13 protein-coding genes are annotated in these 12,902 nt (G+C 37.1%); 8 read left to right on the top strand and 5 right to left on the bottom strand.

Annotation, left to right across the window (positions count from 1 at the left end):
• Nucleotides 1–12 precede the first annotated feature (12 nt).
• The 4 genes from NSS71_RS20380 (at nt 13) to NSS71_RS20365 (ending at nt 3,614) form a co-directional block, all read left to right on the top strand.
• Nucleotides 13–975, top strand: coding sequence for a ZinT family metal-binding protein (locus tag NSS71_RS20380; protein WP_061799954.1), 963 nt, complete (start codon nt 13–15; stop codon nt 973–975).
• A 108-nt stretch (nt 976–1,083) separates the two neighbouring features.
• The gene (locus NSS71_RS20375) at nt 1,084–2,706 is read left to right on the top strand and encodes a metal ABC transporter solute-binding protein, Zn/Mn family (protein ID WP_341151985.1); all 1,623 of its coding nucleotides are present in this window, start codon (nt 1,084–1,086) and stop codon (nt 2,704–2,706) included.
• Nucleotides 2,707–3,021: 315 nt separating this feature from the next.
• Complete coding sequence (locus NSS71_RS20370; RefSeq protein ID WP_061799961.1) at nt 3,022–3,219, top strand: helix-turn-helix transcriptional regulator; 198 nt, start codon at nt 3,022–3,024, stop codon at nt 3,217–3,219.
• Nucleotides 3,220–3,221: 2 nt separating this feature from the next.
• Entirely contained in the window at nt 3,222–3,614 is a 393-nt protein-coding gene (locus NSS71_RS20365; RefSeq protein ID WP_061799963.1) for a hypothetical protein, read from the top strand.
• Nucleotides 3,615–3,688: 74 nt separating this feature from the next.
• Here the strand turns inward: NSS71_RS20365 and NSS71_RS20360 are convergent, their stop codons facing one another.
• A complete protein-coding gene (locus NSS71_RS20360; RefSeq protein ID WP_047943277.1) occupies nt 3,689–4,192 on the bottom strand; it encodes a MepB family protein in 504 nt (167 codons plus the stop codon).
• Nucleotides 4,193–4,691: 499 nt separating this feature from the next.
• A complete protein-coding gene (locus tag NSS71_RS20355) occupies nt 4,692–5,711 on the bottom strand; it encodes an ABC transporter substrate-binding protein (protein ID WP_047943276.1) in 1,020 nt (339 codons plus the stop codon).
• Between the two features lie 166 nt (nt 5,712–5,877).
• On the opposite strand from NSS71_RS20355, the gene NSS71_RS20350 reads away from it, so the two are divergent.
• Genes NSS71_RS20350 through NSS71_RS20340 form a run of 3 tightly spaced genes read left to right on the top strand, consistent with a single transcriptional unit; the run spans nt 5,878 to nt 8,761 of the window.
• On the top strand, nt 5,878–6,882 hold the full coding sequence (locus NSS71_RS20350) for a FecCD family ABC transporter permease (protein ID WP_341151984.1): 1,005 nt from the start codon (nt 5,878–5,880) through the stop codon (nt 6,880–6,882).
• Nucleotides 6,879–7,934, top strand: coding sequence for a FecCD family ABC transporter permease (locus tag NSS71_RS20345; protein ID WP_061799969.1), 1,056 nt, complete (start codon nt 6,879–6,881; stop codon nt 7,932–7,934). The genes NSS71_RS20350 and NSS71_RS20345 overlap by 4 nt, the downstream gene beginning before the upstream one ends.
• A 17-nt stretch (nt 7,935–7,951) precedes the next feature.
• Complete coding sequence (locus NSS71_RS20340; protein WP_061799971.1) at nt 7,952–8,761, top strand: ABC transporter ATP-binding protein; 810 nt, start codon at nt 7,952–7,954, stop codon at nt 8,759–8,761.
• Nucleotides 8,762–9,041: 280 nt separating this feature from the next.
• Here the strand turns inward: NSS71_RS20340 and NSS71_RS20335 are convergent, their stop codons facing one another.
• Nucleotides 9,042–10,022: an aldo/keto reductase gene (locus tag NSS71_RS20335; RefSeq protein ID WP_061799973.1), complete on the bottom strand. Its 981-nt coding sequence runs from the start codon at nt 10,020–10,022 to the stop codon at nt 9,042–9,044.
• Between the two features lie 42 nt (nt 10,023–10,064).
• Nucleotides 10,065–10,334, bottom strand: a complete 270-nt coding sequence (locus tag NSS71_RS20330) for an HPr family phosphocarrier protein (RefSeq protein WP_341151983.1) — start codon at nt 10,332–10,334, stop codon at nt 10,065–10,067.
• A 174-nt stretch (nt 10,335–10,508) separates the two neighbouring features.
• On the opposite strand from NSS71_RS20330, the gene NSS71_RS20325 reads away from it, so the two are divergent.
• Nucleotides 10,509–11,417, top strand: a complete 909-nt coding sequence (locus NSS71_RS20325) for an AraC family transcriptional regulator (protein WP_061799977.1) — start codon at nt 10,509–10,511, stop codon at nt 11,415–11,417.
• Nucleotides 11,418–11,589: 172 nt separating this feature from the next.
• Here NSS71_RS20325 and NSS71_RS20320 read toward each other — a convergent pair whose 3' ends face one another.
• Nucleotides 11,590–12,723 carry a glycoside hydrolase family 88/105 protein gene (locus NSS71_RS20320; RefSeq protein WP_268874858.1) on the bottom strand — a complete coding sequence of 378 codons (1,134 nt, stop codon included), beginning with the start codon at nt 12,721–12,723 and terminating at the stop codon, nt 11,590–11,592.
• Nucleotides 12,724–12,902 lie beyond the last annotated feature (179 nt).

Raw genomic sequence — 12,902 nt, 5'->3', positions numbered from 1 at the left:
AAGAGGGGAAAAATGAAAAAACTGCTATTTAGCGTTTCGTGCTTATTATTATTAAGTGTGTTCTTAGCCGCGTGTCAAGGAACTAAAGAAGAGAAAGCGAATAAAGAGGAAAAAGATGCAGCACAGCTTGTGCATGAAGCTCCGGAAAGTATAAAAGTGGAAGGAATTGCTGATCACTATCATACTGGAGATAAGATTGAGTTAACAGCGGTATTAGATAAAGAAACAGATGCTGATCATTGGCATTGGTATAGTCGAGAAAGTGCCAATGATGAATGGAAAGTTGTTTCTGGTCAAGAAACAGCAACATTTACAGGTGAGGCGACAGTTAATGGTTTAGAAATAAAAGCAGGCTTATTCGATAGTGATGATAAGGCAGTTGCCCAATCAGTGCCAGCTCAAATTGTCATTGATGATCATCATGGACATGATGAAGCAAGTAAAAAAATATATCAAGGGTATTTTGATGATAACCAAGTAAAGGATCGCGAACTATCTGATTGGGAAGGAGATTGGCAGTCTGTTTATCCGTATCTTCTTTCTGGAGATTTAGATGAAGTGTTTGCACATAAAGCGGAAAATGGCGATATGACAAAAGAAGAATATAAGGAGTACTATACAGTAGGCTATAAAACAGATGTAGATCGCATTACCATTAAGGATAATGTTGTGACCTTTTTCGAAAAGGATAAAGAATATTCAGGAGAGTATAAATCAGATGGTTATGAAATACTCACCTATGAAAAAGGAAATAGAGGTGTACGCTTTATTTTTAAATTAGTAGATGGATCCAAGGAGATGCCTCGATATATCCAATTTAGTGACCATAATATTTTTCCAGTTGATTCCGCCCATTACCATCTATATTGGGGAGACGACCGAGAGAAACTGTTAGAAGAAGTGACGAATTGGCCAACGTATTATCCATCTGAATTAGATGCTGATGGGTTAGTCCGGGACATGTTAGCACATTAATATTTATTAAAAGTAACGAAGTTTATTTGATTTAAATAGAATGAGAAAATACTAGTTTTTAAATCGTAATCATTACGCTTTGTTTAGGGAAATGAAAGGAAGAATAAGATGAAAAAGAATTGGTTACTAGCTATTTTTCTAGGTGTAATAATGAGTGTAGTTCTTTTAGGGTGCCAAAAGGGAGAAAGTAGTTCGAATGATAAAATTTCAGTTGTGACATCCTTTTACCCAATGTATGAATTTACTCAGCAAGTGGCAGGAGATCGGGCAAATGTGTCGTTAATGGTCTCAGATGGGCAAGATGCCCATCACTATGAACCAAGTGCTAAAGACGTAGCAAAGGTTAATAAAGCAGATGTTTTCGTCTATAGTAGCGAAGAAATGGAGTATTGGGTAAACAGCTTATTAAAATCGATAGATAACGATAATCTTGTAATAGCACGGACGGCGGATGGACTAGATGTAGAGGATACGAATCAATCAGGTCATCGTCATGAACACGATCATGAAGATACCGATGGAGAAGCAAATCAGGAAAGTGATGAAAAAATAACAATCCAAGGAAAAGCGGACCACTATCACAGTGGTGACATGATTGAATTAACAGCCAGGTTAGCGGAAAAAGTAGACTATGACCACTGGCATTGGTATACGAGAGAGAGTGCGGACAAAGAATGGGTAACTGTTCCGAATCAAGGCGGACCTAAGTTTAAATATGAAGCAGCAGACGAAAGTTTCGAGGTGCGAGCAGTTTTATATGATGATGATCATAATGAATTTGCTGTGTCAGCCCCGATAGAAATAGTTGTTAATAATCATGGCCACGATTATGGGGAGGAAGCTAGTCATGAGCATGCTGATGGAGAAGAAGGCCATGACCATGGTCATGAAGCTGACAAAGATCACGACCATGAAGGTGATGCAAGTGCAGAAAAAATTGAAATTGTTGGATTAGCGGATCATTATCATACAGGAGATGTTGTATCACTTGTTGCCGAGCTTAAAGAAGAGACGGATTACGATCACTGGCATTGGTATACACGCGGCAGTGAAGAGGAGGACTGGGAAGTTGTAACTGGTCAAGGAAGTGACCAGTTTGAATACAAAACAACTGGGGAAAGCTTTGAGGTGAAAGCCACACTATTTGACGAGGAGCATCATACATTTGCCGAATCCGAGCCTGTAACTGTTTTTATTAATGATCATAACAATCACGATCCACATATTTGGTTAGATCCAGTGTTAGCCCAAGAGCAAGTGAAGATTATTCGTGATGCATTGATTAAGGCTGATCCAGATGGAAAAGACAGCTATGATAAAAATACAGCAGCTTTCATTAAAGAACTTCAAGCATTGGATAAAGAATATGAAACTACTTTAAAAGATGCCAAGAACCGAGCTTTTGTCGTACAGCACCAAGCATTTGGATATCTTGCAAAGCGCTATCATCTAGAACAAATTGCCATTGGCGGCTTATCTACAGAAGTAGAACCAAGCCCCTCTCGTATGGCAGAGATCGGAACGCTTGTTAAGGAACATAATGTTCCAGTAATCTATTATCAACATGGAGCAAACTCGGCAATTGCAAAAACAGTTGCTAATGAAACAGGGACAAAGACAGCTGTTTTGTATGATTTAGAGGTTTTATCTAAGGAACTGAAAGAAAAGGACTTAGGTTATCTAGATGCAATGCGCGAAAATCTGAAAGCATTACAGTTAAGTGTTAAGTAATAGAAGTTGAGTCAAGTTAAATAGACTGCTCGTTAATATGGAGAAAAATGTAAATAGTAAAACGTCTCAAGGTAGAGGCGTTTTTTTATTTTTTGTTCACTTAAAACACTCGATAGTTGAAGTAATATTACTCATATTCTACTACTTTATAATATAAAAAAGAATGTCTTGTTTTAATAGTAAGATAATTATCCTTCAATTATCGAGTATCGAAAGAAAAGGCCTATTAAAAAAGTAAAGTGGACTTGACGTATCATCAAATTTTATGTAAAGTAAACTTTACGTAAAGTTTACTTTACATATGGCGGTGATTATATGAAAAATAATATTAAAATCTTGCGTACTAAGTACAATTATACGCAAGATGAATTAGCTGAATTATTAGATGTATCAAGACAAACGATTATTTCATTAGAAAAAGGTCGTTACAATCCCTCGATTAATTTGGCCTTCAAGGTTTCACGAGTTTTCAATTGCAGCATTGAGGATATTTTTATCTATGAGGAGGATTAAGAATGGCAAGTAAAAAAAGTGCTAAAGAAAATCAAATCATCTACATTTTCTCCGGGTTAATAGGAGTCTCAATGGGGGGCTATCTGAACTATCAGGATATTATAGCAGGCGAATTTCCTAATGCAATAATGATTCTAGCACTCGGTATCAATCAATTGCTTCTAGCTTATTTATCACCACATATCTTCCCTAAAGATGAGCGAGCAAAAGAAATAGTGGGGAAGGCAATGACAATAAACTACTTTGTACTTTTTTTATCGTTATTAGTTTTATTTCTAGCAACAGGCTCTTTAGGATTCTTGACATTAGATGCAACGCAGGTGCTGATTATCCTTTTTTGTATCATGGTAATCACTATTCCTAGTACTATGGTCATTTATTCAAAAATAATATAGGTAATTGGTTTGGATTATATGTTAGTCTGCATTCTAATATAGTTTTGTCCTTTTTTATCCTAAAATACTACCCTTTAGCAATATAATTTCAGCAAATCCGAGTGGGGAATATTGGGATTATTAATTTCGAAAAAATACTCTAATTGCCACTTTTGCGTCTTAATAGCTTGTTTATTAGTGGGTTTATCCCATAAAGGGTAAACTCTCATGGCCATTTTTCCTTTAGTAGTAGCTGTTTTAAGAATATTATGTTTCAGGAGTACTTCCTTTGGAAAAACAAATTGTCCTAATCTATTTCTACTAGAAAATGTATTGATTACCAATAAATCGGTTGCTTTGTCACATGAAAAGGCTTGGTTTTTATTAGCATCATCTTTTTCCCAGAAGGCAACAAACTGACCTATCTTATTGGGGGTAGTCTTTGCCACTCTAAATCTAACAGATTTTGCATTCAACTGAAATCTTCCTGCCCCATACTCAGAATTTTGAGCTTCTTCTTGGATAGATTTTATAATAAAATGATTTGGTTCATAAAAATTTTCTTTTACAAAGGATAATGCTTTATAAAATTCATTCACAATCTGTTTCCCCCATATAATTATTGTTACAATCTTTTTTGTCATTTTTCCCTTAGCTTTATTATCCTGAATTTCCTAATATTAGAAGTTGAATTATATCATGTTGAATAACTTAATGGAACATCTATTCTCTTTTGTATATATTAACTTACATATATTTGCAAGCTGTCCTGTTAAAAATATGAAAAGCTTTCCCTTCTATTTAAGGAAAGCTTCTGTTGCTTCAATGCCTTTTAGAAATATTTATTTAAGATCTGTTTAGAAAGAGTCTAATATCGGCATTTGAAGAGTCAGAGAAAAATAGATTTTCTCGTTAATAATCGAATAAAGGAAGATGCGTTTTTTAGATTTTTCATCTGTTTAGCAAGGCTGAGGGGGATTACCACAAGCTTTCGTTTAAATTAATAAAGCCCAATCAATTATACGATATCTCGTTAGTATCTCCGTATAATTGTCGGGCTTTATTGGGGTTGACTTATCGCGTCTTTCTTCAGGGTAGTTATTTATTTATCATGATTTCTTCCAGTTCATCTAACATTTGATTAGCTGCGATAACTCCGCCTGCTGTATTCCATACTGCATCGCTTACTTCATAAGCATTTCCTTTTTTGACGACATCTAGGTTCTTCCACAGGGAGTCGCTTGTCCATTCTTTTGCTGTATCTAAGGCTTTTTGGTCATCTTGTGGAGCATAGGTAAAGTAGAAAAGGATATCTGCATCCATTTTCGGGATAGCCTCTTTTCCTACTTCAATAGCAAGATTACCAAGCTGATTATCTGCAGTGAAAAGCGATTTTTGCTGTTCCGCACGTTTGAATCCTAATTCATCCAAAATTACACCTGAAAAAGAGTCCGTATAATATATCCGGGAAGTTCCAGCCATAAATCGGACCACAGAAACTTCTTGATTCACTTTATCCCCTAATTTTGCTTTTACTTCTGCAACATGGTCTGCAAATGCGCTAAGCACTTTTTTCCCTTCTTCTTCTTTGTTCAGTGCTTTTGCATATAATTCAAAGTTATCCTTCCAATCACCTCTTAAAGTTTCGGAAAAAATAGTTGGAGCGATAGCACGTAGTTTGTCATAGATAGCTTCTTGGCGTATCTTTGTTCCAATAATTAGATCTGGTTTTAATAAAGCGATTTTTTCTAAATTTACTTCGTGTTCTACTCCAACTACTTCCACACCATCCATATCTTTTTTGATGTGATCGTACCATGGATTTCCCAGCCATGATTGTACGGCCCCAACTGGTTTAATCCCTAAAGCCAGAAGTGCTTCTGTTCCTTCATTCGTCAATACGACAACACGCTTTGGTGTCCCTTTAATTTCCGTTTTTCCCATTGCATGTTCAATTGTATAAGGTTTATTATCCGATGTGTTTGTATCGCTGGAGGTTTCTTTATTTCCTGATACTTCTTTTTCGTTATTTCCGCATCCTGCCAGCACAACAAATATAATTACCAATAGTGATACCAGCATTGGAGTAAATCGCTTTTGTTGAAAATATGTAAGCATATTTTCCTCCCCTTTTTATTTGATAATGATTTTCAATAACAATTAGATAATATTTTATAATGAAAAATATGTCAATCATTAATTGAAAATGATTCTCATAGTCATTGACAGTCCCTATAACTTCTCCTAAACTAAAAAATAGAAACTATTAGAGAGGGAAAACTACATGTTACTATTGAATAACAGAAGGAGAATCATTGGGCTTATTATTGGTTTACTATTATTATGTACTATTTTCATTTTTAGTATTGTACTAGGTTACGCCGATACGAGCTTTAAGACAGCCATACAAGCTTTTCAGCAGTTCAATGGTTCGAATGAGCATATTATTATTAAAGAAGTTCGCCTTCCTAGAGCATTAATTGGAACTATCGTTGGCAGCAGTTTAGCGATTACAGGGGCTTTATTACAGGCATTGACTAAAAATCCCTTGGCTTCTCCGGATATACTGGGCATTAATTCAGGAGCCAGTTTTTTTGTCATTATAGGACTTTTCTTTTTTTCTATTAATTCATTACAAGCATTTGCTTGGCTTGCCTTTTTAGGTGCAGCCGCCGCTGGATTAATTGTTTATTTTCTAGGATCTTTAGGTAATGAAGGACTAACACCAATAAAATTAACACTAGCCGGCGCAGCCATGGCAGCCATGTTTTCATCGTTTGCTCATGGATTTTTAGTCATGAATGAATCTGCCTTAGAAGAAGTTTTATTTTGGATGGCTGGTTCCGTCCAAGGAAGAAGCTTGGAGATTTTATTTTCTGTTCTACCTTATATGATTATGGGAACTTTGCTAGCTTTTTTAATTTCTAATAAAATGAATGTTTATAGCATGGGAGAAGATGTAGCAAGAGGGCTTGGCCAGCGTACAGGTACCGTCAAATTGCTGATTGGCATCTCGGTTATCCTGCTTTCGGGCTCGGCGGTTGCAGTAGCTGGTCCCATTGGCTTTATTGGTATAGTTGTTCCTCATATAGTAAAATGGCTGGTCGGTAATGACTACCGCTGGATACTACCCTTTTGCGGCATTACAGGAGGAATCTTGTTATTGTTGGCCGATATTGGTGCTCGATTAATCCTTATGCCCCAAGAAGTACCTGTTGGAATAATGACTGCCATCATTGGCACCCCTTTCTTTATATACATAGCACGAAATGGAGGAAAGTCTTCATGAAGAAATATTTATCGTTTAGAACGGCCAATGACAAGATTTCCTTTTTAGTGGATCGTAGAGCATTATTCCTTACATCAATATTCCTTATCATTCTGCTAGTAGCTTTTTTCATAAGTGCAGGTATTGGGGAAGATTACATTTCTCCTTGGCAGATCATAACTATTTTATCTGGGCATGGTTCGGATTTTGACACTTTAATTGTCCGGTCGTTCCGAATGCCGCGAATTCTCTTAGCTATATTAGTGGGAATGAGTTTGGCAGTTGCTGGGGCTATAATACAAGCAGTTGTACGAAACCCTTTAGCTTCTCCTGATATTATTGGAATTACAGGTGGTGCCTCAGTAGCTATTGTCCTATTTTTGGCTTTATTTAGTGACATGAATCACTCATTAACGATAAGCATTAAGTGGATGCCTTTAGCAGCTTTTATCGGGGCATCTTTTGTAGCGTTTCTACTATATGTACTTGCATGGAAAAAAGGTGTTTCACCTGTACGTCTCGTCCTAGTTGGAATTGGTTTATGGTCGTTAACAAAGGCATTGACCAACTTGTTCATGATCTTAGGGCCTATTTATCAGGCTAGTCAAGCAAATATTTGGCTTACTGGTTCTGTCAGTACTGCCGATTGGAAAAAGATTCAGATTGCTGCACCTATTATTCTTCTATTATTGATACTATCTTTTATTATGGTAAGGACTTTAAACATTCAAGATTTCGGAGAAGAAATAGTAATTGGCTTAGGTTCTAAAGTACAGCAGCAGCGCCTTTTTTTATTGCTGATTAGTACAGCTTTAATTGGCACAGCTGTAGCGTTTGCAGGTGGAATTGGCTTTGTTGGGCTGATGGCACCTCATATAGCTAGAAAATTAGTTGGTTCTTCTTTTGGTGCGCTATTGCCTTTATCTGCTTTAATTGGCACAATTCTAGTCCTCATAGCAGATACAATCGGTCGAACTTTATTCCTTCCGATTGAAGTTCCTGCGGGAATATTTACTGCTGCTATTGGAGCGCCCTATTTCATTTTTCTTTTATATAAGCAGCGAAAAGTATAGGAAGGAGAAGTTAAACAATGGTTCTTTTAGAGACAAATTCCTTGACCATATCTTATGGAGATACAGTCATTATAGATGATTTATATATGAAGATTCCTAAAGGAGAAATCACTGTGTTTATTGGCAGTAATGGCTGTGGAAAATCAACACTGTTACGTTCATTAGCTCGTTTATTAAAACCACAGTCTGGATCCATTTTAATTGAAGCACAAAAAATTTCTGAGCTGTCCACCAAAGAAATCGCCAAGCAATTAGCAATTCTTCCGCAAGGCCCTGTTGCTCCAGAAGGGTTAACGGTTTTGCAATTAGTAAAACAAGGCCGTTATCCATATCAAAAATGGTACAGACAATGGTCGGAGGAAGATGAACAAATCGTTCATAACGCTCTTGAGGCAACGGGTATGTCTGCACTGAGCGATCGTCTGGTTGATTCGTTATCTGGAGGACAAAGACAACGTGCCTGGGTTGCAATGACCCTTGCACAAAATACCAACATTATCTTGCTGGATGAACCGACAACCTACCTGGATATGACCCACCAAATCGAGGTTCTGGACTTATTATTCGAATTAAATGAAAAAGAAAACCGTACGATTGTAATGGTTCTTCATGACTTAAATCTAGCCTGTCGCTATGCCAATAATCTAATTGCAATTAAGGATAGATCTGTTTATGTACAGGGAAAACCGGAAGAAGTAATTACAGCAAAGATGGTTAAAGACGTTTTTAACCTAGAATGTGAAGTGACTGAAGATCCTCTCTTTGGGACGCCATTATGTATCCCTCATGGCAAAGGTCGCAATATAAAAAAATTGCATGATTATTAATGGCTCCATCAACCAATTGACAATTTTGCATAGTAGGGGCCCATTTTCAATTACTACATTATATAAGCCCTTCATAACAGGAGGGCTAATGTATGTTTCTTTTCTTAATTAAGTTATTATTAATTATTAGGCTGAAGGGAACATTCTGACGAAGAAATAAATATAAGATTATTTCCTAATCTATAAGGTAGTGATTTAAAACCAAAAATCAATTTACTTCTGTAAGCTGTCCGAATTTGTCTCTTTTATTTAAAGAATATGCTTCAAATGAAATCACTCATTAACTATGTCCAACTATTAAATGTGGTATATATGGCTCTTCTAGAAATGCAGCCTCATTCGCTGTTAACTTAATGGTTAGGGCACCAACGGCATCTACCAGATGAGATATTTTAGTTGCTCCAATGATAGGGGACGATACCGTTTCTTTTTGCAGCAACCAAGCAAGCGCAATCTGAGTACGGGGAACACCATATTTTTTTGCAAGTTCTGCAACTCGCTCTACCACTAATCGATCAGTATCCGCAGTTGCGTCGTATTTAGATTTTTGAATTTGATCTGTTTCTGAACGGTACGTTGTTTGCGACCAATCACGCGTCAATCTCCCTGATGCTAGTGGACTGTATGGTGTTACACCGATTCTTTCCTCCTTACAAAGTGGGAGCATTTCTCGTTCTTCTTCGCGGTAAATAAGGTTTAAATGATTCTGCATGGAGACAAATTTAGTCCAGCCATTCTTTTCTGCTACGTGTAGTGCCTTTTGAAATTGCCATGCAAACATAGCAGATGCCCCAATATATCTTACCTTACCAGCCTTTACAATATCATGTAATGCTTCCATTGTTTCTTCAATAGGAGTATGGTAATCCCAGCGATGAATAATATAAAGGTCTACGTAATCTGTTTCCAACCTGTGAAGACTTTTATCAATTTCACTCATAATTGCTTTTCGTGAAAGTCCGGATCCATTTGGTCCTTCATGGATTTGCCCATATATTTTCGTTGCTATTACCACTTCATCACGATTCGCGTATTCCTTTAGAGCTCTCCCTAGATATTCTTCACTTGTCCCTTGAGAATACACATTTGCTGTATCGAAAAAATTAATCCCCAACTCAAGTGCTTTATTGATAATAGAACGAGACTCCTTTTCACTAAGTACCCATTGGTGGATCCATTTGTTCGCATCCCCAAAGCCCATACAACCTAAACATAATCGCGATATATCTAAGCCTGTATTACCGAGTTTTGTGTATTCCATGTTAATCCCCCTCGCTGTTTGAAGTTATTTCTATCTTGCTATTTATAAATTCATCCTACCAAATTGATCCTCAATTAATTGCAGAGCCTGAACTTCATCTATTCCCACGAACCTTATGTGGAATAGATCACCAGGTCTAATATCAAGGGACATAACATCCATGATTGACTCAAGTGTATAATCCAATTCAACTGTAATCCCTTTGTATTCAACAACTACTTTTGATAGATGTTTATTAGAAATACGTACTAATGTACTTGCTAGACGAGCCAATCCAATAATAGCGCTAAAGTGATATTGTTTTTCAATCATGACATTTACTCCTAGCTCTTTTTGAATATATTAGGCTATGTCTATTATGCAACAGATGAAAGCGTAAACGTTATCTTAATCCTTTCAAGTTTTTGCTTAATCCTATCAAAATCATTTACACAATCGACAAATATAAGATAGAATGTGACTATCAAAAATGCTGGAGAATCCCATATGTCTAGAAAAATCAACTTACATCTGCAAGAACTTGCCGAACTCATTGAACGTTATTCAGAAGAGGATGGGGTTCATTCAACTGCTATCCACTCACTCTTCCTAATCCGTGAATCAATTACTTCCGAACCAATTGCCAGAGTAAACGAAACATCCTTTTGCCTTATCGTTCAAGGGGAGAAGGAAGTATTATTATCAAAGGAACGCTTTAGGTATGGTTATGGCAACTACATTGTTGCATCAGCTGACTTGCCGGTTACCGGAAGAGTAGTAAAAGCCTCTTCTGACACTCCTTATTTGGCTCTTAAGCTTGAATTTACACCTCATCAAATCGTAGAAGTATTGAGTGAAGCTGATATTCAAATGGGCATGAAGAAAAATACCAAGCGTGCTATGTATGTCAGCAAGATAGAGCCATTTCTTTTGGATGCTGTTATTAGGTTAGCTAGATTGCTAGAAAAACCGGAACATATCCCCGTACTAGCACCGTTATTTACAAAGGAAATTCTCTATTGGATTTTACATGGTCCGCACGGAGAATCTTTAGAACAAATGGCTATAGAGGGCAGCAAAGGTAAGCGAATAAGAAATGTTATTGAATATATTATCAACAATTATACTCGCTCTATTAAAATTGAGGAACTTGCAAAAATAGCTAATATGAGTAATGCTTCTCTCCATAGGCACTTCAAAGAGGTTACAGCCATGAGCCCTAATTATTTCAAAAAACAATTGAGACTCCAGGAAGCTAGGCGCTTATTATTAGCTGATTCGTCAGATATTGCTAATATCGCATTTAGGGTAGGCTATGAAAGTCCATCGCAATTTAGTCGAGATTATTCTCGTATGTTTGGTCTTCCACCAAGGGAGGATGCTAATCGAATGAGAGAGAAATCAGATAAAAGATAAATCGGGTGCTCTATGCTTTTGCTTCTTTCTATACAAAGTATCCGAGAAAACAGGACAGAAGGATAGGGGAAGAGAATTTATATTTATCATTAAGTAGAAGGGGCAATCGATAGAGTTTGCTTTTTTTAGGCTGAAAAATCGCCCCTCCACTTTATCTTGTTGGAATGTAGCTTTAACTCGCTTGCTGACCTAAAGCATGGTTCATTTCGACACACATGAGAATAAAAGCACCTGCGCCATGTAAATCGTTCTCGCTAGTAGGACGGACAATATAGTGTTGATAGTCCCCGATTCCTGTACCAATGCAGATATTACCAATGATTAGATTTCCATTCGTATCATATTTTAATGTATCAATCACACCTTGATAGCCTTTCTGAGCAAATGGCAAATACTTGTCTTCTAGATAGCCTAAACGGACTGCTTTAGCGATGGCATGAACAAACAGGGAAGAGCAAGAGTTTTCCAGCCAGTTGTCGGATAAATGTCCTTTATCAATTACTTGATACCATAAACCGCTGTTCGAATCTTGGTATTTGGTTAAAGCAATTAACAGGTCTTGAAGCATACTTGTTAATGCTTTTTTATCTTTATGGTCTTCAGGGAGGTATTCCAATATTTCCAAGAGAGCTGCAGGGACCCAGCCAATTGCTCTGCCCCAAAATTCTGGAGCGGCTCCAGTAATGGGATCTGCCCATTCGGCAGCTTTGGTTTCATCCCAGCCATGATATAACAAGCCAGTTTCTGGATCCTTCGTATGTTTCTCCAGTAATAGTGCTTGGTGTGTGATCATGTCAGCATATTCTGTTTCTCCGAAGGCTTTTGCAAACTGGACGGCAATTGGGCCTCCCATATACAAACCGTCCAGCCACATTTGATTTGGATAATGTTCCTTATGCCAGAAACCGCCAGAGGGATTGCACTTTAAGGTCTTTAATAAGGGAACAATATGATAAAGTGCTTTTTTGTATCGTTCATCGCCTGTTTGTTCATAAAGATTGAAAAGAAGCACACCTGGCTGCATATCATCCAGTTCATCTGTTTTTAATTTGGTGACGCTTCCATCTTCGCGAACATGGCTGTCGACCCATTTCTTAATATAAGTAAAATACTTATCCTTTTTCGTTTCTTTCCAGCATTTCTCCATCCCAGATAAAAAGACTCCTTGATGATAATGAAATCGTTCTGGTGGAAGTTGTTCAGCTTCAAATTTAGTCATTATTGTTTCACAAGCCTTCTCCGCCCATTGGATAGGGGTTAAAGTTTCATTAGCCTTCACATAAGTGCTAGATTCAGAGAATGTCAACCTGATATTCCTCCTTCCTAAATATAAGACTAGGGTAGCACAGAATTATGTACTATTTTTGCGAGAAAATCCAAAAACTTCTTATATCTTGCAATTTTGGGTACGTATAATAAAGATAATAAGGGAAAAAGGGGAGGGGAATAAACTGAGAGATATTTTATTTAATAATGCGGGGGAGA

Source organism: Niallia sp. FSL W8-0951 (assembly GCF_038006525.1).
GTDB classification, from domain to species: Bacteria; Bacillota; Bacilli; order Bacillales; family Cytobacillaceae; genus Niallia; species Niallia circulans.
Note: the sequence above shows the minus strand (reverse complement) of the source record. Positions and strands in the feature narration are given on the sequence as shown.